Annotated in this window: 15 protein-coding genes; 12 read left to right on the top strand and 3 right to left on the bottom strand. The window is 71.2% G+C overall.

All coding sequences use genetic code 11. From position 1 onward, the window contains the following. Window positions 1-76 precede the first annotated feature (76 nt). Complete coding sequence (locus tag ACCD06_RS17485; protein WP_413342095.1) at window positions 77-931, top strand: response regulator; 855 nt, start codon at window positions 77-79, stop codon at window positions 929-931. Window positions 932-946: 15 nt separating this feature from the next. Here the strand turns inward: ACCD06_RS17485 and ACCD06_RS17480 are convergent, their stop codons facing one another. Both ACCD06_RS17480 and ACCD06_RS17475 read right to left on the bottom strand, forming a co-directional pair. Continuing rightward, window positions 947-1,156 carry a cold-shock protein gene (locus tag ACCD06_RS17480; RefSeq protein WP_014249082.1) on the bottom strand — a complete coding sequence of 70 codons (210 nt, stop codon included), beginning with the start codon at window positions 1,154-1,156 and terminating at the stop codon, window positions 947-949. A gap of 348 nt (window positions 1,157-1,504) precedes the next feature. Next, window positions 1,505-2,920, bottom strand: coding sequence for a sigma-54-dependent transcriptional regulator (locus tag ACCD06_RS17475; protein WP_109073252.1), 1,416 nt, complete (start codon window positions 2,918-2,920; stop codon window positions 1,505-1,507). 236 nt (window positions 2,921-3,156) lie between these two features. Between ACCD06_RS17475 and coaBC the strand changes: the two genes are divergently transcribed. The 4 genes from coaBC to ACCD06_RS17455 all read left to right on the top strand — a co-directional run bounded on the left by coaBC (window position 3,157) and on the right by ACCD06_RS17455 (window position 11,457). Then, window positions 3,157-4,380, top strand: a complete 1,224-nt coding sequence (coaBC, locus tag ACCD06_RS17470; protein ID WP_413342093.1) for a bifunctional phosphopantothenoylcysteine decarboxylase/phosphopantothenate--cysteine ligase CoaBC — start codon at window positions 3,157-3,159, stop codon at window positions 4,378-4,380. Between the two features lie 232 nt (window positions 4,381-4,612). Continuing rightward, complete coding sequence (gene dut, locus ACCD06_RS17465) at window positions 4,613-5,068, top strand: dUTP diphosphatase (protein ID WP_109073254.1); 456 nt, start codon at window positions 4,613-4,615, stop codon at window positions 5,066-5,068. A 128-nt stretch (window positions 5,069-5,196) separates the two neighbouring features. After that, window positions 5,197-8,973, top strand: coding sequence for an ATP-binding protein (locus tag ACCD06_RS17460; protein ID WP_413342091.1), 3,777 nt, complete (start codon window positions 5,197-5,199; stop codon window positions 8,971-8,973). A gap of 261 nt (window positions 8,974-9,234) precedes the next feature. Beyond that, complete coding sequence (locus ACCD06_RS17455) at window positions 9,235-11,457, top strand: PAS-domain containing protein (protein WP_413342089.1); 2,223 nt, start codon at window positions 9,235-9,237, stop codon at window positions 11,455-11,457. Window positions 11,458-11,495: 38 nt separating this feature from the next. On the opposite strand, the gene ACCD06_RS17450 is transcribed toward ACCD06_RS17455, so the two are convergent. Next, complete coding sequence (locus ACCD06_RS17450; RefSeq protein WP_136704924.1) at window positions 11,496-12,533, bottom strand: NAD(P)/FAD-dependent oxidoreductase; 1,038 nt, start codon at window positions 12,531-12,533, stop codon at window positions 11,496-11,498. Between the two features lie 288 nt (window positions 12,534-12,821). Here ACCD06_RS17450 and ACCD06_RS17445 point away from each other — a divergent pair, with 288 nt between their 5' ends. The 7 genes from ACCD06_RS17445 to addA all read left to right on the top strand — a co-directional run bounded on the left by ACCD06_RS17445 (window position 12,822) and on the right by addA (window position 22,789). Further along, window positions 12,822-13,250 (top strand): hypothetical protein, encoded by a 429-nt coding sequence (locus tag ACCD06_RS17445; RefSeq protein ID WP_109073258.1) that lies wholly within the window; start codon window positions 12,822-12,824, stop codon window positions 13,248-13,250. Between the two features lie 81 nt (window positions 13,251-13,331). After that, window positions 13,332-13,814 (top strand): tRNA (adenosine(37)-N6)-threonylcarbamoyltransferase complex ATPase subunit type 1 TsaE, encoded by a 483-nt coding sequence (gene tsaE, locus ACCD06_RS17440; RefSeq protein WP_136704923.1) that lies wholly within the window; start codon window positions 13,332-13,334, stop codon window positions 13,812-13,814. Beyond that, window positions 13,814-14,854, top strand: a complete 1,041-nt coding sequence (locus tag ACCD06_RS17435) for an aminoglycoside phosphotransferase family protein (protein ID WP_413342086.1) — start codon at window positions 13,814-13,816, stop codon at window positions 14,852-14,854. The genes tsaE and ACCD06_RS17435 overlap by 1 nt, the downstream gene beginning before the upstream one ends. Before the next feature lies 1 nt (window position 14,855). Further along, the gene (locus tag ACCD06_RS17430) at window positions 14,856-15,596 is read left to right on the top strand and encodes a nucleotidyltransferase family protein (RefSeq protein WP_413342084.1); all 741 of its coding nucleotides are present in this window, start codon (window positions 14,856-14,858) and stop codon (window positions 15,594-15,596) included. 165 nt (window positions 15,597-15,761) lie between these two features. Continuing rightward, window positions 15,762-18,737: a double-strand break repair protein AddB gene (gene addB / locus ACCD06_RS17425; RefSeq protein ID WP_413342082.1), complete on the top strand. Its 2,976-nt coding sequence runs from the start codon at window positions 15,762-15,764 to the stop codon at window positions 18,735-18,737. Window positions 18,738-19,021: 284 nt separating this feature from the next. Continuing rightward, a complete protein-coding gene (locus tag ACCD06_RS17420; protein ID WP_413342080.1) occupies window positions 19,022-19,192 on the top strand; it encodes a hypothetical protein in 171 nt (56 codons plus the stop codon). Window positions 19,193-19,264: 72 nt separating this feature from the next. After that, entirely contained in the window at window positions 19,265-22,789 is a 3,525-nt protein-coding gene (gene addA, locus ACCD06_RS17415) for a double-strand break repair helicase AddA (RefSeq protein WP_413342078.1), read from the top strand. Window positions 22,790-22,854 lie beyond the last annotated feature (65 nt).

The following is a 22,854-nucleotide window of genomic DNA, read 5'->3' as shown; positions in this document are numbered from 1 at the left end:
TACATGGAGCGGGGCTTTGCAGCGGCAAGGCCGCACCCTTACACTGGCGCCTCCTTTATTGCGGAGCCTTCTTCCGATGACGCAGCGGACGCCGCCGTCGCTTCTCCCCACGGATGTCCAGCCGGTTCCTTGCCGGATTCTGGTGGTGGAGGACAGTCCGCTGAACCAGATGCTGGTCACCGCCATCCTGGCCCAGGCCGGCCACCGGACCGACACCGCCAACAACGGGCTGGAGGCGGTGATGGCGGCGCAGGCCGGCGGCTATGACCTGATCCTGATGGATCTGTCGATGCCGGAAATGGACGGGCTGACCGCCACCCGGCTGCTGCGCGACCTGCCGGGACCGGCCGGCCGGGTTCCGGTGGTCGCCATGACCGCCGACACCGACGAGGCCGACCGTGTCCGCTGCCAGGATGCCGGCATGAACGATCATGTCGCCAAGCCGGTGGACCGGGTGCTGCTGCTGGAAACCGTGGAGAAGTGGCTGCGGGCGCCGCCGGACCGGTCGGCCGGCTTCGGCCCCTGCGCCCAGGCGGCGCCGGCGGCGGCGGGCGAGGTGCTGGACCGCGAGGTGCTGGCCCAGCTGGCCCAGGATCTGGATGCGGAGCTGCTGGCCGACGTGCTGCGGCAGTTCGTGGAGGAGACGCGGGAACGGGTGGCGCGCATCGCCGGGGAGACCGACCGCGCCGTTCTGACGCGCGAGGCGCACACGCTGAAAAGCACCGCCGGGACCTTCGGCGCCCGCGCCCTGTGCAGCGCCGCCCGCGCGCTGGAGATGGCATGCCGGGCATCCGTCGCGGAGGCGAAGGGGGCAAAGGAAGATGGCACGGGAGACGGGGCGGCGGACGCGGTGGAGAGGCTGCGCGGCGAGATTCCCCAACTGGCCGGGGACGCCATCGCGGCCTACCGCGCCGCCGGATATCCGGTCTGACTCAGTTCGGACAGGTCACTCGACGACGCTGATGTTCACCGCGGAATCCTTGCCGTTGGTGCCGCGGGCGACCTCGAACTGGACGCGCTGGCCTTCCGACAGGGCATGCAGGCCGGAGCGCTGCACCGCGGTGATGTGAACGAACACGTCCTTCGAACCGGCCTCCGGCGCGATGAAGCCGTACCCCTTGGTGGTGTTGAACCATTTGACGGTGCCGTTTGTCATGGGCCTCCCCCTAGTCACTGCGAAGCGGATCTTTGGCAAACCATGGGTCCGGAATCGCCGGCATCGGCCGCGCCGTGAGGCCTGCCGGGCAAGCGGAACCAAGACATTGTGCGGGGAGGCTAGCCGCATGCTGTGGTTGCGGGCAATTCCATCTCACGGCATAGGTCTAACGACGGCCGACTTCAGAGTGGAATTACGACCAAGGCGGCAAGGCTTGGTCGAAGAGTATTAGCCCGTTTCTTGTATGTGTGCGCGGTGAAGCAAGAAACCCTTGCCGAAATAAAGGCTTAGATCGGTTCGCGGGAGATCGGAATCGATCCGAGGCGTGTCTCCGATCGACCAGGGACGCTACAGCTTCCCTTCCGCCTGCCAGGCCAGGCGTTTGCGGTAGATTGTCGAGGCGCTGATCTGCAGCAGGGCGGCGGCGCGCGGGATGTTGCCGTCGCAGGCGGCGATGGCGTCCTCGATGGCGTCCTTCTCCACCTCCCACAGCGGCTTGATGGAGTCCGGGGAGGGCGGGACATGCGGGCGTGGAACCGGAAGGGCGCCGGCCGGCGCGGCGGCGGCATGGGCCGGGACCGGCTGCGGTGTGCCGAGCGGCGGCGGCAGCATCTCCGGCATCACCGTGTCGCCATCATGCAGCACGGCGACGATGCGCACGACGTTCTGCAGCTGGCGGACATTGCCCGGCCAGTGGTAATGGCGCAGCGCCTGTTCCGCCTCGGGCGAGAAGCGGGTGAAGCCCTTCTTCTCCTCCTTCGCGAACTCCGCCAGATAGTGGCGGGCGATCTCCAGCACGTCGTCCTCGCGCTCGCGCAGCGGCGGCAGGTGGATGGGGATGACGTGCAGGCGATAGTACAGATCCTCGCGGAACCGCCCCTCCTCCACCTCGCGCAGGGGATCGCGGTTGGTGGCGCAGACGATGCGCAGGTCGACCTTCTCCAGCTTCGACCCGCCGACGGGGGTAAAGGTTCCGGTCTGGATGAAGCGCAGCAGCTTGGTCTGCAGGTCGGGCGCCAGTTCGCAGATCTCGTCCAGGAACAGGGTGCCGCCGTCGGCGCGCGCGGCCGCGCCCTCGCGGTCCGACACCGCCCCGGTGAAGCTGCCCTTCACATGGCCGAAGATCTCGCTTTCCATGAGATCCTTCGGGATCGCGCCGCAGTTGATGGCGATGAAGGGGCGCGAGGCGCGCTGGCTCTGGCGGTGGATCGCCTCGGCGCAGACCTCCTTGCCGGTGCCGGATTCGCCGGTGATGAAGACGGTCGCGCGCGAGGAGGCGGCGCTGTCGACGATGCGGTAGACCGCCTGCATCGCCAGCGACGATCCGATGAAGCCGTGATAGCGGGCGCGGTTCAGGTCCTTCTCGAAGGTGTCGACCAGCTGGGCCAGCCGCAGCCGCTCCATCGCGTTGCGGACCGTCACCACCAGCCGGTCGGCGGAGAAGGGCTTCACCAGGAAATCATAGGCGCCGTAGCGCATCGCCTCCACCGCCGCCTTCACGGAACCGTGGGCGGTGATGACGATGACGGCGCAGGGCAGCGCCTGGGCGTCGATGCGTTTCAGCACCTCCATCCCGTTCATGTCCGGCAGCTGCAGATCCAGCAGCACGACCATCGGCGCGCCGTCGTTCAGCTGCGCCAGCGCGTCGGCCCCGGTCTCCACCGAAATGACGGTGTGGGATTCCTTTTTCAGGTATTCCGCATAGACACGGGCCAGCGACGGCGTGTCTTCGATCAGCAGGACGGGAATGGCACCGGGCGGCATGCTGGTGGCGACACGCGAGAGGTGGGACGGGGCAGCTCCTATTGTCTAACAGATAATTCTGAAAATCCCACCCTTACGCGCATGGCCGGCCGCGCGAACACATCGAAATCGCTGTCGGAAAGAGTGTGTCGCGGCTCCGCCGCTTGCCGGGGGCGCCGCGATGAACTATCAGCAGCGGGCAGGAGACGTCGGGAAACGGGCGTCTGAATACGGGCGGCGGGAAGAGGGGGTTCGCCATGGCCGATCACGCCATTCTGGCCGGCAAGCGCGTGCTGCTGGTCATCGCCGGCGGCATCGCCGCCTACAAGAGCCTGGAGCTGATCCGCCGCCTGCGCGAACGCGGCGTGACGGTGCGCGCGGTGCTGACCGAGGCCGGCGCCCGCTTCGTCACCCCGTTGTCGGTACAGGCGCTGACCGAGGATACCGTCTACCGCGACCTGTGGTCGCTGACCGACGAGTCGGAGATGGGCCACATCCGCCTGTCGCGCGAGGCCGACCTGCTGGTGGTGGCGCCGGCCACCGCCAACCTGCTGGCGCGCATGGCCGCCGGCATGGCCGACGATCTCGCCGCCACCGTGCTGCTGGCCACCGACAAGCCGGTGCTGGTCGCCCCGGCGATGAATGTGCGCATGTGGCAGCATGCGGCGACCCAGGCCAACATGGCGCTGCTGGAAAGCCGTGGCGTGCGGCGCATCGGCCCGAACGACGGGGTGATGGCCTGCAACGAATACGGCCCCGGCCGCATGGCCGAGCCGATGGAGATCGTCGAGGCCATCGCCGGCGTCTTCGCCGCGGAGTCCCACCGTCCGCTGGCCGGCCGCCGCGCCATCGTCACCAGCGGTCCGACGCACGAGCCGATCGACCCGGTGCGCTACATCGCCAACCGCTCGTCGGGCAAGCAGGGGCACGCCATCGCCGCGGCGCTGGCGGCGCTGGGGGCCGAGGTGACGCTGGTCAGCGGCCCGACCCGCCTGCCCGACCCCGCCGGCTGCCGCGTCGCTCACATCGAGACGGCGCGGGAGATGCTGGCGGCCTGCGAGGCGGCGCTGCCGGCCGACATCGCGGTCTGCGCCGCCGCGGTGGCGGACTGGCGCGTCGACGGCGCCGGTGACCGCAAGCTGAAGAAGGACGGCGGCGCTCCGCCGGCCCTGGCCCTGACCGAAAACCCCGACATCCTCGCCACCCTGTCCAGGCCCGGCGAGCGCCGCCCGGCGCTGGTGGTCGGCTTCGCGGCGGAGACCGGCGACGTGCTGGCCTATGCCACCGCCAAGCGCGCCCGCAAGGGCTGCGACTGGATCGTCGCCAACGACGTCTCCCCCGGCACCGGCACCTTCGGCGGTAGTGACAACACCGTCCACCTGATCCGCGCCGACGGCGTCGAGTCCTGGCCGACCATGCCCAAGGACGCCGTCGCCACCCGGCTGGCCGAGGCGGTGGCGGAGTATTTCACGGGGAAGTAGCGTCTACTTAGAGCCCCCACTCTGCGGTGCCCCCACCCTAACCCTCCCCCGCTCTCAGCGGACCTACGGTCCGCCTGCCGCGTCAGCACAAAGCAAAGCTTTGTGCGAGAGCTAGGCGGGGGAGGGGACAAGCGCTTGTACGGGAAAGCGGCGGCAGTCCCTCCCCCGCCCAGCGGGGGAGGTTAGGTGGGGGCAATCGTAAGCCTGAACGTCAACACCACAGGACCTACCCATGCCTCCCACCGTCGCCTTCCTCCGCCTGCCCGGCAACGACGACCTGCCGCTGCCCTCCTACGCCACTGAAGGAGCCGCCGGGTTCGACCTGCGCGCCGCGGTGCCGGCCGACGCTCCCGTCGTGCTGGCGCCCGGCAGGCGGGTGCTGGTGCCGACCGGTTTCGCCGTCGGGCTGCCGGCGGGGTGGGAGATGCAGATCCGGCCGCGCTCCGGATTGGCGGTGAAGAACGGCGTCACGGTGCTGAACACGCCGGGCACCGTCGATTGCGATTACCGCGGCCCGGTCGGCGTCTGCCTGATCAATCTGGGCGAGGAGCCCTTCACCATCGCCCGCGGCGATCGCATCGCCCAGGCGGTGATCGCCGAGGCGCCGCAGGCGGCGCTGGTCGAGGTCGCCTCGCTGGACGAGACCGCGCGCGGCGCGGGTGGCTTCGGCTCCACCGGCGTCGCCTGACTTCCCCCTCCCCCGCCCCGCTTTCTATGGCATGATCGGCAAGCCGATCGGGGCATGATCACCCAGCCGGTCGGGGCATGATCACCCAGCCGGTCGGGGTAGGAACGGCAGCGGGCGAGGGGGTGGGCATGCGGAGTCCCCGGCGGTTCCTGGGGCGGAGCGTGGCGTTCCGCATCCTGGCGGGGTTGACGGTCATCGGCGGATTGGCCGCGGCGACCAGCGTCGTCGCCGTCTCGCTGTTCTCGCGCTTCCACCAGGGATACGAGCAGATCGCCACCGCCAAGGTGCCGGGGCTGGTCGCCGCTGCCCAGCTGGTGCAGCAGAGCGGCGCCGTCGCCGCCATCGCCCCGGCCCTGGTCGCCGCGCCCGACCAGAACGCGCGCGACGCGGTGATGGCGCGGATGGACGGGCAGCTGGCGCGGCTGGAGGAGCTGACGGCCCGGCTGATCGCCCTTGGCAGCACCGGGGGCGGCCCCGGGGGAGGCGCGGTGCGCCATGCCGACCGGGCCGGGAACGGCCACGCCCAGAGCAGCAGGGCCGATCTGGGCGAGCTGGACCGCCGCAAGAACGAACTGGTCGGCACGCTGCTGACCCTGAACGCCCAGGTCCGGCAACAGCTGTCCCTCAACGCCGAGACCGGCGCCCGCGCCCAGGCGTTGGCCGCCCTGACCGCCCGGCTGGCGGCGGCCGGCACGCGGGAGGCCGACGCATCCTGGCCGATGGAGCTGCGGGCCGGCTTGCCGGACGCGGAGGCGGCTGATCGCAGCCGCGCGGCACTGGAGCGCTGGCGCAGCGAGCTGACCGGGGCGGCGACCACGCTGCTGGCGGCGCTAAGGTCCGACCGCGACGGCCAGCTCGACCGCTTCCGGGCCGACACCCGCACGGCGCTGGACAATGCCGCCGAGGCGCTGGCCCTGCTGCCGGCGGAGCGGGCGGCGCGGCTGGAACCGCTGCAGCGCGAGGTGGCGGAGCAGGCATTCGGCCCGTCCCCCCTGTTCACTCTGCGCGAGGCGGAGCTGTCGCTGCAACGGGCGATCAAGCGGTCGGCCGCGCGCAACCAGGCGGTATCGGACCAGCTGGTCGGCATCGTGTCCGACTATTTCCTGGCGGTGGAGCAGGACGTCGCCCGCCGGTCGACCGAGTTCGAGCGGGTGATCCGCGACGGCAAGCGGGCGGTGATCGCCATGGCGGTGCTGTCGATCCTGGGGGCCGCCGCCATCTTCGCCTACATCCACCGCAACGTGGTGGCGCGGCTGCGCCGGCTGCGAAGCGCGATGCAGGCGGTGGAGACGGCCGAGCCGGCAGGAATGTCGGATCCGTTGCCCGATCTGGACCTGCCCGCCGTCACCCCGGCCGGCAGCCGGGCCGATAATCGGGACGAGATCGGCGAGATGGCCCGCGCGCTGGCCTATTTCGTCACCGCCATCCGCGCCCGCGAAAGCGCGCTGGCCGAGGGCGAGCGCCGGCTGCGCACCATCCTGGAGCAGAGCCCGGTCGGCGTCTCCATCCGCCGCGCCGACGGCACCGTCGCCTTCGCCAACGCCCGCGCCGCCGAACTGGCCGGCCGGCCGCTGGAGGAATTCGTCGGCAGCCGCCATGCGCCGGCCCTGCCCGCCGGGGCAATCGGTCAGGGCGGCCAGGGCGGCCGGGAGCCGGAGAGCGGCGGCGTGCTGGTGCGCGATGCCGAGGCGGCGGTGGTCCGTCCCGACGGCAGCCGGGTCTGGGCGCTGAAGACGCTCCAGCGCACCAGCTTCGAGGGCGAACCGGCGGTGCTGGCCTGGAGCTACGACATCACCGCGCGCAAGCAGGCGGAAGAGGCGCTGCGCGCCGCCAAGGAGCAGGCGGAGATCGCCGCCCGGTCCAAGGCGGAATTCCTGGCGACGATGAGCCACGAGATCCGGACGCCGATGAACGGCGTGCTGGGCATGCTGGAGCTGATGGCGCTGACCCCGCTGGACGAGGAGCAGCGCACGCTGGTCTCCACCATGCGGGACAGCGGGGCGGCGCTGCTGCGGATCATCGACGACATCCTGGACCTGTCGAAGATCGAGGCGGGGAAGCTGGAACTGGAGGATCTCGACCTGCGCCCGGCCGAGCTGGTGGAGGGAGTGGCCGACCTGCTGGCGCCGCAGGCCCACCAGAAGGGGCTGGCGCTGATCTGCGACATCGACCGCTCGGTGCCGGAGCGGCTGCGCGGCGACTCCGGCCGGCTGCGCCAGATCCTGTTCAACCTGACCGGCAACGCCATCAAGTTCACCGACCGCGGCCGGGTGGTGCTGCGCGTCCATGGGGCCGACACCACCCGATCCGATCCGGACCATGTCCGCCTGCATGTGGCGGTGGAGGACAGCGGCATCGGCATCGGGCCGGAGGGGCAGGCCCGGCTGTTCCAGCCCTTCAGCCAGGCCGACAGCTCCACCACCCGGCGCTTCGGCGGCACCGGGCTGGGTCTGGCGATCTGCACCCGGCTGGTCGAACGGATGGGCGGGCGGATCGGCGTCGAATCGGCGCCCGGCCGCGGGTCGACCTTCTGGTTCTCGGTGGACCTGCCGCGCGCGGTGGAGCCGGCGCCCACCCCATCGCCCGCTCCGGCGCCGCTGGACGGCCTGTCCGTTCTGGTCGTCGACGAGGACGAGGTGCAGCGCGCGGTGCTGGCCCGCTATCTGGAGCAGGGCGGCGCGACCGTGACGACCGCCGCCATGATGGCCGATGCCGCATCGAAGCTTGGGCGCGGCGGATTCGGGCTGCTGGTCACCACCACGGCGCTGGCCGGGCGGCTGGAGCCGCTGGCCGGCGCCCGCTGTCCCGGCCTGCCGCGGCTTCTGCTGGGCGACGGGCGGCAGGGAGCCTCCGGGGCGGGGCCGGCAGGCGGCGGTACGGTCGCCTCTCCCCACACGGTTTCGGGCCAGATGGCGGGACTGGTGCAGCCGGTCCACCGCACCGCCCTGATCCGTGCCGCCGCGATCCTGACCGGCCGCAGCGCACCCGACGCCGCCGGCCCCGCCGTGGAGGCCCCCTGTCTGCCCTCCTGTCTGCCGTCGCCGGTTCCTGCCGAATCGGGCCCGATCCTGGTGGCGGAAGACCACCCGACCAACCAGCAGGTCGTGCTGCGCCAACTGCGCCGCCTGGGCTATGCGGCGGAGCTGACGGCCGATGGCGAGCAGGCGCTGGAGGCATGGCGGCGTGGACGGCACCGGCTGGTCATCACCGACTGCCACATGCCGGCGATGGACGGCTATGAATTGGCCCGCCGCATCCGGGCGGAAGAGGATGACGGGCTGCGGGACGGCGGACAGTGGCACACCCCCATCGTCGCCATGACCGCCAACGCCCTGTCCGGCGAGATGGAGCGCTGCCTTGCCGCCGGCATGGACGATTACCTCGCCAAGCCGGTGACGCTGGCCCAGCTCTCGCGTGTGCTCGCCCGCTGGCTCGACCCCCGCGCGGCTCCGGAGCCGCGGACGCCGGAGCCGTCGCCGGCACCGACAGAGGAGGAGGCGCTGCCGGTGCTCGACCTCGACCATGTGCGCGAGACCTTTGGATGCACGGGCGGCGGCGGCATGGGAGGGAGCGGGCTGGATGCCGGCACGCTCGACATGATGGACTTCTTCATCGAGACGACGCGGCCGACGCTGGAGCGGGTGCGGCAGGCCCTCGATGCCGGGGACATGGAGGAGGCGCGGGCCGCGGTCCATTCGGCGGCGGGTGCGGCGCGGACGGCGGGGGCGCGGGCGCTGGCCGCCGCCTGCAGCGCGCTGGAACGCGCCATCGTCGAGGCGCGCGCGTCGGATGTGGAACGGCACGCCCGCGCGATGGCCGCCGCCTTCCCGAAGGTCGAAAAGGCGATTCACGACCTGCGTCACACGAATGAGACGGTGCCCAGCCCGGAAGAGACCATGGCGTAACCGGACGTGCCGGAGCGAAAACTACCTGGGCGGGAAGGAAACCTCGAAAAGGCGCAAAGCGGACGGGTGTTCGCTTGTCGGTGGGAGAGGGCTGAACTACTCTGCGCCTCTTGATTCATTTCGACAGATTCGACCGGGCCAGCGACAAGCCCGGCGGTCCCGGGGGTGAAAAGCGTGGTCGGTCTCGCTGGCTTCTTTTGGAACAAGGAATCCCGGCGCCAAGCCGATCACGCCGCAGCAGACCGTGACCGTTGGCGGGCCATGCTGGCCGCCGCGCCGCACCCCTGGTGCGTCTGGACGGACCAGGGCGACAGCGCGTTATCGGACGAAGCCGCGGCCCTTCTGGGCATTTCCAGTGCCGACGAGCTGAGCGATTGCCTGACGGTGCCGGACCTCGGCCCCGCCCTCTCCCGCCTGCGCCGGGACGGCGAGCCCTTTCGCTGCGAGGCGGCGGCGCCCGACGGGCGGCGGCTGGTGCTGACCGGCCGGCGCGGACGGGCCGGCGATACCCATTGCGACGTGGTGTGGATCGAGGATGTGACCGTCGCCCGCGACGCCGCCAGCGATGCCACGCGGCGTCAGGAGCAGGCGACGGGGGCCGCGCGCTCCCGCCTTGCAGAACTGCAGGCGATGGCCGATGCGCTGCCGGTGCCGGTGTGGATGCGCGACCGCTCGCTGCGGCTGTCCTGGTGCAACCGCGCCTATGCCCGCGCCGTCGACGGCGATCCCGACATTGTGGTGACGGAGGGGCGGGAGCTGACCGCCGCCGGCCGGGCGCTGGCCGAACGGGCACGCAGCGGCGGCTTCGCCCAGTCCGACCGCGCCCCCGTGGTGATCGGCACCGAGCGCCGCCTGCTGGAGGTGACGGAGGCGCCGCTGCCGCTGACCGACGGCGGCGGCACGCTGGTGGTCGGCTATGCCCTCGACCTCACCCCGCTGGAGGAACTGCGCGGCGAGCTGGACCGCCACCTGACCGCCCATGCCGAGGTGCTGGAGCGGCTGGGCACCGCCATCGCCATCTTCGGCCCCGACACCCGCCTGACCTTCTTCAACCAGGCCTATGCCCGGCTGTGGGAGCTGGACGAGGCGTGGCTGCGCACCGAACCGACCAACGCCGAACTGCTGGAGGAGCTGCGCGCCCGCCGACGCCTGCCGGAATATGCCGACTACCAGACCTTCAAGCGCGAGCGGCTGACCCGCTACACCCATCTGGTCGAGCCGGTGGAGGAGATGCTGCACCTGCCGGACGGCACCACGCTGCGCCATCTGGCGGCGCCGCATCCGCAGGGCGGGCTGATCACCATCCTGGAGGACGTGACCAACACGCTGGCGCTGGAATCCTCCTACAACACGCTGATGGCGGTGCAGCAGGAGACGCTGGACAATCTGGCGGAAGGCATCGCCGTGTTCGGCGGCGACGGCCGGCTGAAGCTGTCCAACCCGGCCTTCGCCCGCATCTGGGATCTGGCCGACGGTGACCTGCACAGCGCACCGCACATCGCCGACGTGATCGAACGAATGCGCCCGCTGCTGGAGATGCCACCTGCGGACAAGGTTGCTGACAAGATCGCGGAAAAGGGTGCGGATCGGCCGGGCGAGGCCGCCACCTGGGAGGCGCTGAAGGAGGAGCTGATCGGCGCCACGCTGGAGCGCAGCGTCCGCTCCGGCCGGGTGGAGCGCAGCGACGGGTCGGTGGTGGAGTTCTCCACCCTGCCGCTGCCCGATGGGGCTGTGCTGAACAGCTATCTGGACGTGACCGACGGCGCCCGGCTGGAGACGGCGCTGCGCGCCTCCAACGCGGCGCTGGAGGCCGCCGACCAGTTGAAGAGCGAGTTCATCGCCAACGTCTCCCACCATCTGCGCACGCCGCTGAACGGCATCATCGGCTTCGCCGAGATGCTGGCGAACCAGTATTTCGGCGAACTGAACGACCGCCAGATGGAGTATGTCCGCAGCATGCTGACGGCCGGCCAGCGCCTGCTGGAACTGATCGACGACGTGGTCGACCTGACCAGCCTGGGGGCCGGCGTCACCACGCTGGACCGCGGCGCGGTCAACCTGCCCGACCTGCTCGAGTCGGTGGCCGGCCTGACCCGCGACTGGGCGCGGCGCGAGGGGCTGCGGCTGGAGGTGGTGGCGCCGGAGGCGTTGGGCGAGATGGAGGGCGACGGCAAGCGGCTGAAGCAGGCGCTGTTCACCCTGGTGGTGGGCGCCATCCGCAACCCGCCGTCCGACCGCCGCATCCGCTTGGCCGGCGAACGGCTGAACGGCAGCATCACCCTGTCGGTCAGCGGCGCCGCCGCGCCCGACGCCGACCCGCAGGGGGCGGCGGCGCTGGGCGTGTCGCTGGCCCGCAACGTGGTGGAACTGCATGGCGGCCGGCTGGAGCTGGACGAGACCGGCGCCGCCGGGGTCTACCGCAGCGCCCATGTCCGCTGCATCATGCCGGTGCGGGCCCCGGTGAACGGGGTGAAGGCGGAGTAAGATACTTCCCTCTCCCGGGGCGGGAGAGGGCATTTCACTCACGCGGCGCCCGGCACGCCCTTCGAGGTCGAGTATTCGAAGTGCAGCGCCTCGCCGGGATAGACCAGCGGGCGGATGGCGTGAGCGGCCTGCGCCGCTTCGGCGAAGCCGCAGAGGATCAGCTTCAGCTTGCCCGGATACGTCGCGATGTCGCCGATGGCGAAGACGCCCGGAACGTTGGTGGCGCAACCGGGCTGGGCCACCGCGATGTGGCTGCGCTCCAGATCCAGGCCCCAGTCGGCGATGGGACCGAGATTCATCGACAGTCCGAAGAAGGCGAGCAGCGCGTCGGCCGGCAGCGCCTTTTCCTCGCCGTCCAGCGTGGCGACGCGCACCGCGCTCAGCTGGCCGTTCTCGCCGTCCAGGCCGGACAGCTGGTAGGGCACCACCATCTCGACCCGCCCCTCGCGCACCAACGCTTCCATGCGGGCGACGCTTTCGGGCGCGGCGCGGAACTTCGGCCGGCGGTGGACGACATAGACGCGCTCCGCCACGTCGGCCAGCGAGATGGCCCAATCGACGGCGCTGTCGCCGCCGCCGGCGATCACCACCTTCTTGCCGGCGAAGTCCTGGCGGCGGCGCACCATGTAGAAGACCGACTTGCCCTCATACGCCTCCAGCCCGTCGAGCGGCGGGCGGTTGGGGCCGAAGGCGCCGCTGCCGGCGGCGATGATGACCGCCTGGGTGTCGATCTTGGTGCCGATGCTGGTCTCCACCAGCCAGCGCCCGCTGTCCTGGCGGGTCAGCTTCTCCACCTGCTGGCCCAGGTGATAGGTGGGCGAGAAGGGGGCGGCCTGCTCCGCCAGCCGGTCGATCAGGTCGGCCGCCTCGATGGAGGGATGGGCCGGAATGTCGTAGATCGGCTTTTCCGGGTAGAGCGCCGTGCACTGGCCGCCGACCATGTCCAGCGCGTCCACCACATGGCAGCGCATCTTCAGCATGCCGCATTCGAACACGGCGAACAGCCCGACGGGGCCGGCGCCGACGATGACGACATCGGTGGTGAGGACATCGTGGCTGGAGGCGGTCTGCGACATGAAAGCCAATTCCTTGAGACGGGGTGCCGGGTGGAGGATGATGCGGAAGGGTCGGCGAACGGTCCTTCCATTGTCCGCATTTCCCGGCCGGGTCAACCCCCCGCAAGGGGAAAGCGGTGCTGTGTCGCGTGCGAGGCAGAACGACGGACCGTCGAAGCCGGGAAACAATTTCGCATAAATTCGCTTAAATTTGTCGATTGCACGCGGCGGTGGCGAAGCGGAAAGTGAAGGTCGGCGGCGGATGACCGGGCTTTCTTTGCCTGGAGGCCGGTCGGGTGGAGGCCCGGAATGAAGGAACTTCGGTGTCTGGTCTTCACCGACCAGGAGGTGGTGCGGGCGGTGCTGGACCGCCGGCGGCGGGTGAAGGACACACTGCCGGTCGGCACCGTGTCCAAGATCGTCTATCACCGCAACGAGGGGCCGGAGCAGGAGGGCATCGAAACCCGCCTGAGCATCACCGACGACGACGGTGCGGTGACCGAGCTGGTGCTGGCCGAAACCGAGGTGACGGCGGCGCTGGTCGGCTATTGCATGGGCCGGCGCATCCCCCTGCCGGTGGCGTCCGACAAGATGCTGCACCTGATCAACGGCGCGCTGACGCTGATGATCACCATGAACTTCAACAAGGCGCCGCGGCTGGTGGTGGCCGGCGCGGCAGAAGGCGCCGGATCGGGAGCGGCCGACCGGCTGTCGCCCAAGCGGCGGATCGGCCGGTAAGGATCGGTCGGTAGGCCTGCCGCCGACCCACCCCTCTTTCCGGCTTGCGGGCGGGCGGCGGCTTCGCACAGTATCCGCGCCATGTCGGACACTCCCCACCATACCGTCACCCTCCCGCTGCCGGACGAGACCGCCACCGCGGCGCTGGGCCGCCGGCTGGGCGCGATGCTGCGGCCGGGCGACCTCGTGGCCCTGCGCGGCGACCTCGGCGCCGGCAAGTCGGCGCTGTCGCGGGCATTGATCCGCAGCGTCACCCATGAGGACGCCGAGGTGCCGTCCCCCACCTTCACCCTGGTACAGACCTACGACACCGCCATCGGCCCGGTCTGGCATTTCGACCTCTACCGCCTGTCGGGGCCGGACGAGGTGTATGAGCTGGGCTGGGACGACGCGCGGGCCGAGGCGGTGGCACTGGTGGAATGGCCGGACCGGCTGGGTCCGCTGCTGCCGCCCGACCGGGTCGAGGTGACCATGGAGCATGACGGCCCCGATGCCCGCCGCGCCACGCTGACCGGCCATGGCGCGCTGGCGGCGCGGGTGGCCGCCGCCGACTGGACGCTGTGATGCCCCCTGTAATGTCCGTCGTCTCTTCTGCGCGGGAAGCGGAGATCGCCGCCTTCCTCGCCGCCAACGGCCTGTCCGGCGCGGCGCGGGAGCCGCTGGCCGGCGATGCCTCCGCCCGCCGCTACGAACGCCTCCGCAAGGCGGATGGCGAAACCCTGATCCTGGTCGACACGCCCGCCCCCACTGACGACCTCGTGCCCTTCATCGCCATCGGCGCCGAACTGGCGGCCATCGGGCTGTCGGTTCCCGCCGTGCTTGCGGCGGATGTGGAGCGGGGACTGGCGATCCAGGATGATTTCGGAAGCGAAACATTCTCCCGCCTGCTGGCCGACGGCGCCGATCCGCAGCCGCTCTACGAGATGGCGACCGACGCGCTGATCACCATCCACCGCGGCTGGCCGGACGGGGCGGCACAGCGGCTGGCCCTGCCCGTCTATGATCCGGCGTTGTTCATCGCGCAAACCCGGCTGTTCATCGACGCCTATGTGCCGGTGGTGCTGGGACGGGCCTTGAGCGATGAGGATCGTTCCGATTTCGATACGGCTTGGCGGGCAGTGCTGGAGCCGGTCTGCGCCGGTGCGCCGTCATTGCTGCTGCGCGACTACCACGTCGACAATCTGATGCGGCTGGATCGGCCGGGGGTGAAGGCCGCCGGGCTGATCGACTTCCAGAGCGCCGGCTGGGGGCCGCGGGCATACGACCTCGTGTCGCTGCTGGAGGATGCGCGGCGCGACGTGGCGCCCGAGTTGGCGGAGGCGATGGTCGCGCGCTATCTCGCCGCCTTCCCCGAAACCGATGCCGCCGCCTTCCGCCGCGCCATGGCGGTGCTGGGGGCGGCGCGCCACACGCGGATCGTCGCGATCTTCGTCCGTCTGGCGCTGAGCCAGGGCCGGCGGTCCTACCTTGTCCATCTGCCGCGGGTCTGGCGCCTGCTGGAGGCCCAGTTGGCGAAGCCGGAGCTGGCGCCGGTCGCCGCTTGGTTCGACCGCCATCTGCCGCCCGAGACCCGCGCCGCCTTCGTCGTACCGGAGTCGATCTGAGATGACCGTGACCATTCCCCAGACAGCGATGGTTCTGGCCGCCGGCCAGGGCCTGCGCATGCGCCCGCTGACCAACGACCGCCCGAAGCCGCTGATCCCGGTGCTGGGCAAGTCGATGCTGGACCATGCGCTGGACCGGCTGGCCACGGCCGGCGTCGGCCGCGCGGTGGTCAACAGCCACTATCTCGGCGCGATGATCGGCGAGCATCTGAAGGACCGCACCTCCCCCGCCATCACCCTGTCGCCGGAGGACACGCTGCTGGAGACCGGCGGCGGGGTGAAGAAGGCCCTGCCCCATCTGGGTACGGCGCCGGTCTATACGGTGAATGCCGACATCTTCTGGCTGGACGGGCCGGTACCGGCCCTGCGCCGCCTCGCCGCGCACTGGAACCCGGCGGAGATGGACGCGCTGCTCCTGCTGATGGCGACGACCAAGTCGGTCGGCTATGACGGGCTCGGCGACTATCACATGGACCCGCTGGGCGGCCTGACCCGTCGCGGCGAGCGCGAGCTGGCGCCCTTCGTCTATGCCGGGGTGCAGATCGTCAAGCCGGAGCTGTTCGCGGCCGACACGCCGGACGGTGCCTTTTCCACCAACCTGATCTGGGACCGCGCGCAGCAGGCGGGGCGGCTGTTCGGCCTTGCCCATGACGGGCTGTGGTTCCACATCGGCACGCCCGCCGGACTTCGGGAAGCGGAGGATTTGCTGGCCATCGGCGGCGTGCGGGCGGTGGCGCATTGAGGGAGTAGAATAAGGTACAATCGATGGGGAGTTTTGCCCCCACCTTGATCCTCCCCCGCTGGGCGGGGGGGGAGACTGCCGCCACTCTCCCGCCCAAGCACTTACCCCCTCCCCCGCGAGAGCGGGGGAGGGTTGGGGTGGGGGCAAGCGATACACGGACCTTTCATGCTTCCCGATAGCTCCACCCCCAAAGTCTACAGCATCCCCGCGGGCGCTCCCTTCGTCGACATGCTGGCGGCGGGGATCATGGAGCGGGTGGGCGGCGACCCGATGGCGCTGGCCGGGGTCACCGTGCTGCTGCCGACGCGGCGCGCCTGCCGGGCGCTGCAGGCGGCCTTCCTGCGTCGCTCCGGCGGGCAGCCGACGCTGCTGCCGCGGATGGCGCCGCTGGGCGAACTGGATGCCGGCGACCTCAGCCTGACCGAGGAGGAACTGCCCGACGTCCCGCTCGACCTGCCGGAAGCGATCTCGCCGCTCAACCGGCAGATGACGCTGGCGCGGCTGATCCTGGGGGCCGACGGGCTGTCGGCAACGACGGCGCAGGCGGTGCGGCTGGGCGCCGACCTTGGCCGGCTGATCGACGCGGTGTGGACCGAGCGCGCCGGCTTCGAGAAGCTCGAGTCGCTGGTGCCGGAGGATTATGCCGAGCACTGGCAGGTCACCCTGAAATTCCTGCGCATCATCACCGAGGTCTGGCCCGCCATCCTCGAGTCGACCGGCGAGACCGACCCGGCCAAGCGCCGCAATCTGGCGCTGGAGACGCAGGCCGCCCTGTGGCAGGCCGCCCCGCCGCCGGGCATGGTGATCGCCGCCGGCTCCACCGGCTCCATCGCCGCGACGACGGAGCTGCTGTCGGTCATCGCCCGGCTGCCGCAGGGGGCGGTGGTGCTGCCCGGTCTCGACACCGGGGCCGACGACACGATCTGGGATGCCATCGCGGAAGACGAATCCCACCCGCAGCATGGCCTGTCGCAGCTGATCCGCCTGCTGGGCGTCACCCGCGACGAGGTGCAGCCCTGGACCGACGCCACCGAGCCGCGCGGCGCCCGCGCCCGTCTGATCGCCGAGGCGATGCGCCCGGCGGCGACGACCGAGGGCTGGCGCGAGCTGTCGGGCGTGGATGCCTCGGCGCTGGACGGGCTGACCCGCATCGACGCCGCCACTTCGGAGGAGGAGGCGCAGGTCATCGCTCTGCTGATGCGCCATGCGCTGGAAACGCCGACCAGGACCGCCGCCCTCATCACCCCCGACCGCAACCTGGGCCGGCGGGTCGCCATGGCGCTGGCGCGCTGGGGGATTCTGGTGAACGACTCGGGCGGCCAGCCGCTCGCCCACACCGCGGTCGGCACCTATCTGCGGCTGACGGCGGAGCTGGTGGCGAGCCGCGTCCATCCGCTGGCCCTGCTGGCGCTCGCCAAGCACCCGATGGCGGCGGGCGGCCGCGACTCAGGAGATTTCCGCGCCGCCGCCCGCGCGCTGGAGCGCGTCGTGCTGCGCGGTCCCCGCCCGGCGGAGGGCTTCGACGGCGTGCTCGCCGCACTGGAGCAGGCCGAGCGCTTCGACCATGAGGAGCAGCAGGAGTTCCTGCGCACATGGCTGGTCGACATCGGCCAGCGCGCCGCGCCCTTCCTGGAGGCGCTGACCGCCGACACGCCGCTGGCCGACCTCGTCCGCGCCCATGTCGCCTTCTGCGAATCGCTGGCCGCCGACGACGAACTGACCGGGGCGGAGCGGCTGTGGCGCCAGGATGACGGCGAGGAGGCGGCGCGCTTCGTCCACGACCTGCTCGACGCGGCCGAAGGCTTCCCGGCGATCCCGGCCAAGGATTACCCGGCGCTGCTCGATGCGCTGATGAGCGCGCGGGCAGTGCGTCCGCGCTATGGCCTGCATCCGCGCCTGTTCATCCTGGGTCCGATGGAGGCGCGCCTCCAGCATCTCGACCTGACCATCCTGGGCGGGCTGAACGAAGGGACATGGCCGCCGGCGGCATCCGCCGATCCGTGGATGTCGCGGCCGATGCGGCGCGACTTCGGCCTGCCCAGCCCGGAACGGCTGGTCGGCATGTCGGCCCACGACTTCGCCCACGCCTGCGGCGCGCCGGAGGTGGTGCTGACCCGCGCCGCGCGGGTGGAGGGCACGCCGACCGTGCCGTCGCGCTGGCTCCTGCGGCTGGAGACGGTGCTGAAGGCGCTCGATCTGGACGGCGTGATCGAGGAGCGCGGCGCCTGCTGGCTCGGCTGGGCGCGCGGGCTGGACGAGCCGGAGCGGGTACAGCCGGTGGCCGCGCCCGAGCCGCGCCCGCCGCTGACCGCCCGGCCGCGCAAGCTGTCGGTGACGGAGATCGAGACGTGGATGCGCGATCCCTACGCCATCTATGCCCGGCACGCCCTGCGGCTGCGCGCGCTCGACCCTATCGCCGCCGATCCGGGGGCGTCGGACCGCGGCCAGATCATCCATGACACGCTCGACGCCTTCGTCCGCGAATATCCCGGCCCGCTGCCGCATGACGCGCTCGACCGGTTGATCGCGCTGGGGCGGGAGCACTTCGGGCCGCTGTTGCGCAGCCATCCCGACGTCTGGGCCTTCTGGTGGCCGCGCTTCGAGCGGGTCGCCGGCTGGTTCGTCGATCTGGAGCGCGAGCGCCGCCCCCGCATCCGCCCGCTGGCGACCGAGGTGCCGGGCCGGCTGGAGCTGTCCGGCCCCGGCGGCCCCTTCACCCTGACCGCCAAGGCCGACCGCATCGACCGCGGCCCCGACGGGCTGGTGGTGATCGACTACAAGACCGGCACCCCGCCGACCCCGCGGGAGATCGAGCTTGGCTTCGCCCCGCAGCTGCCGCTGGAGGCCGCCATCGCGGCAACCGGCGGGTTCAGCGGGGTGGACAAGGGCGAGGTGGCGGAGCTGACCTTCTGGCGCCTGTCCGGCGGCGACCCGGCCGGCGAGGAAAAGCCTGTGAAGGGCGACCCGGCGGCATTGGGCGAAGAGGCACGGGCCGGTCTGGAGGCGCTGATCGCGCAGTTCGACGACCCGAACACCCCCTACCGCTCCCGCCCGCGCCCGGCAATGGCGCCGCGCTACACCGACTATGCGCATCTCGCCCGCGTCCAGGAATGGTCGTCCGGTGGCGGGGAGGGAGAGTGAGGCAGGGTGGTGTTGGCGTGAAACCTCCCTCTCCCGCCCCGGGAGAGGGAGGGGACCCGCGCTGCAGGCGTGGGGAGGGTGAGGGGTGGCCCAAAAGGCGAGAACCGCATGGCTCCTTGCCTCACCCCTCACCCTTCCCATGGCGATGCCATGGGCCCCTTCCCTCTCCCGGGACGGGAGAGGGAGTGAGAAGCGCTGGCCACTTCTTCACCAATTGGATCATAGACATTTCCGACGGCGATCCGATCTTGGCAGGCGTCGCATTATTTCGATGAGGAAGCCCAATGACCGAGACCAAGCGTGATCTGGGAAGTGATTTGGCGAAGATCGATAGGCACGTCATCCAGCTTTCTGAATACGACGAAATACCAGAAATCACCGGCGAGATGTTTGCCCGCGGCACCGTGATGAAAGGCGGCAACCCTGCCCTTTCGGCGCCCGATCCGCTCACCTGATCTTTCGCCCTTGCCCTGGCACCGGCATCTGGACCAGCATCCGGCCCTGCCCCGGCACCGGAAGCATCACCCATGACCATGACCGACCTGCCCCCCCGTACCCTGCCGCTCGATCCCAACGTGGCGCAGCGGCGGGCGTCCGATCCGACGGCGTCGGTGTGGGTCGGCGCGTCCGCCGGGTCGGGCAAGACCAAGGTGCTGACCGACCGGGTGCTGCGGCTGATGCTGTCCGGCACGCCGCCGGCGCGCATCCTCTGCCTGACCTTCACCAAGGCCGCGGCGGCGGAAATGGCGATCCGCATCAACCGGACGCTCGGCCTGTGGGCCACCCTGCCCGACGAGTCGCTGGAGGACCGGCTGGCCGACCTGTGCGGCGAGCGGCCGTCGATGGAGGCGCGGCTGAACGCAAGGCGGCTGTTCGCCCAGGTGGTGGACTGCCCCGGCGGCATGAAGATCCAGACCATCCACGCCTTCTGCCAGTCGCTGCTGCGCCGCTTCCCGCTGGAAGCCGAACTGGCGCCGCATTTCGACGTCATGGACGACCGCACCGCCGACGGTCTGCTGACCGAGGCGCGCGACGCCGTGCTGCATGCCGGCCGCACCGAACCGGACAGCCCGCTCGGCCGCGCCATGGGCCGGCTGACCGGCGACCTGAACGCCGAGGATTTCGCCGGGCTGCTGGCGGAGCTGGCGAGCCAGCGCGGGCAGGTGGAACGGCTGCTGAAGGACTTCCACGGGCTGGATGGGCTGATCGACGCCATCCACGACAGGTTGGGGGTGCCCCCCGGCGTGACCGAGGAGTCGATCCTGACCCATGCCTGCCACGACGACCAGTGCGACCCGCCGGCCCTGCGCGAGGCCTGCCGGGCGCTGTCGGGCGGCAGCGCCGGCGATCAGGAGCGCGGCATCGCCATCCAGCACTGGCTCGACGCCGCCGACCGCCGGGTGCGCGCCTTCGAGGCCTACAAGCGCCTGTTCCTGACCACCGAGGGCAGCCCGCGCAAGACGTTGATGACCAAGAAGCCGGCCACCGCCTACCCGCAGGCGCTCTTGTCCCTGCAGAAGGAGGCGGAGCGGCTGGTGGAGATTTCGGAGCGGGTGAAGGCCGCCGGGGTCGCCGCCTCGACCACCGCGCTGCTGACGCTGGCGCAGGCGATGCTGGACGCCTATCGCGACCGCAAGGCGGCGCGCGCGCTGCTGGATTACGACGACCTGATCCTGGCGGCCAACCGGCTGCTGAGCGGCGGCGACGGCATGGCACCGCGGGTGCCCTGGGTGCTGTACAAGCTGGACGGCGGCCTGGACCATATCCTGATCGACGAGGCGCAGGACACCAACCCCGACCAGTGGTCCATCGTCGCGTCGCTGGCCGGCGAGTTCTTCGCCGAACTGGAGGCCGCCGCCCCCGACGGCAAGATCCGCACCGTCTTCGCGGTGGGCGACGAGAAGCAGTCGATCTTCAGCTTCCAGCGCGCGGATCCGGCCGAATTCGCCCGCATGCGCCGCCATTTCCAGGACAAGGCGGAATCGGCCGAGCGGCTGTGGGCCGGGGTCGATCTCGATATCTCCTTCCGCTCGACCGCCGCGGTGCTGGAAACGGTGGATGCCGTCTTCGCCATCGACCGCGCCCGCGACGGCGTGGCGTCCGACGCCAGCCCGGTCATCCGCCACCGCGCCTTCCGCCGCGGGCAGGCCGGTTTGGTCGAGCTGTGGCCGCCGGTGAAGCCGGCCGAGGCCATCGAGGCGCCGGCCTGGGCGCCGCCGGTGGCGCGCGAGTCCGCCGACTCGCCATCGGCCCGCCTCGCCTCGGTCATCGCGGCGACGGTGCATCGCTGGATCGACAGCGGAGAGACGCTGGAGGCCAAGGGCCGGCCGGTGCAGCCGGGCGACGTCATGGTGCTGGTCCGCCGCCGCACCGCCTTCGTCACCGAACTGGTCCGCGCGCTGAAGGACCGCGGCGTGCCGGTCGCCGGTGTCGACCGCATGGTGCTGACGGAACAGCTGGCGGTGATGGATCTGGTGGCGTTGGCCGATTTCCTGCTGCTGCCCGACGATGACCTGACGCTCGCCACCGTGCTGAAGGGGCCGCTGATCGGGCTGACGGAGGAGGAGCTGTTCCGCGTCGCCCATGGCCGGCGCGGCACGCTGTGGCGCTCGCTGGTGGCGCTGGCGGAGACGGAGCCGGAGTTCCGCCCGGCCCGGCGCTATCTGGGCGACCTGCTGGCCCGCACCGACTTCTCGGCCCCGTATGAGCTGTTCGCCGGGCTGCTGAACCGGCCCTGCCCGGCCGACGGGCGGTCGGGACGGCGCGCGATCCTGAAGCGGCTCGGCCCCGACGCCCAGGACCCGCTGGAGGAGTTCCTGGCCGTCTGCCTCGCCTTCGAGAAGACCGAGCCGCCGTCCTTGCAGAATTTCCTCGCCTGGCTGGCCGCCAGCGACGCCGAGATCAAGCGCGAGCTGGAGCAGGGCGGCGGCACCGTGCGGATCATGACCGTCCACGGCTCCAAAGGGTTGCAGGCTCCGATCGTCTTCCTGCCCGACACGCTGGGCAGCCCGACCCAGAGCCCGCCGATCCTGTGGCCGGACGACGACTGCCCGGTGCCGCTGTTCGCCGCCCGGCGGTCCCAGGAGGACGCGCTGTGCGCCGAGGCGCGGGCGCGGGCCAACCGGCGGCGCGACCAGGAATACCGCCGGCTGCTCTATGTCGCGCTGACGCGGGCGGAGGACCGCCTCTACATCTGCGGCCACCAGGGCAAGCGCGAGCCGTCCGACGATTGCTGGTACCGGCTGGTCGAGGAGGCGATGCGCGAGAACGGCGTGCCGCACGACTTCGACTTCACCGGCCTCTGCCCCGACGGCTGGGCCGGCGACGGCTGGCGGCTGATCGGCCCCCAGACCGCCGCGGTGCCCCGCCATGTCGAGACGGAGGAAAGCGCATCGGCCGAGCCGCCGCCGCCCTGGATCGCCGAACCGGCGCCGGGCGAGCCGGAACCGTCGCGGCCGCTGACACCGTCCCGGCCGGATGGCGAGGAACCGGCGGTGCGCTCCCCGCTCGGCAACGACGACGGCCAGCGCTTCCGCCGCGGCCTGCTGGTCCACCGGCTGTTGCAGACCCTGCCCAATCTGGCCGGGGAGGCGCGGGATGCCGCCTGCCGCCGCTTCCTGGCCCGGCCGGCGCACAAGCTGACGCCGGAGCAGCAGGACGCCATCGCGCGCGAGACGCTGGCGGTGCTGAGCCATGCGGAGTTCGCGCATCTGTTCGGCCCGGACTCGCGGGCGGAGGTGCCGCTGGTCGGCGTGGTGGCGCTGGGCGACGGCAGCCGGGCGCTGGCCGGCCGCATCGACCGGCTGGCGCTGACCGGCGATACGGTGTGGATCGTCGACTATAAGACCAACCGGCCGCCGCCACGGGATCTGGATGACGTGCCAATGGTTTACCGGCGCCAGATGGCGGCCTACCGCGAGGCGTTGCGCGCCGTTTATCCGGGGCGGCGGGTGCGTTGCGTGCTGCTGTGGACCGATGGCCCCTACACCATGGAGTTGCCGCCCTCGGTGCTGGACGCCGCGGCGGCCGGACTGGCACCAAGGGTGGGATGAGGAGCGGCCGGCGGGTCCCCCGAAAGATGGGGTGACTTGACCGGCCGGGCGCCTCCGCCCTACAT

This window comes from Azospirillum sp. CT11-132 (assembly GCF_047302835.1).
Classification (GTDB): domain Bacteria; phylum Pseudomonadota; class Alphaproteobacteria; order Azospirillales; family Azospirillaceae; genus Azospirillum.
Note: the sequence above shows the minus strand (reverse complement) of the source record. Positions and strands in the feature narration are given on the sequence as shown.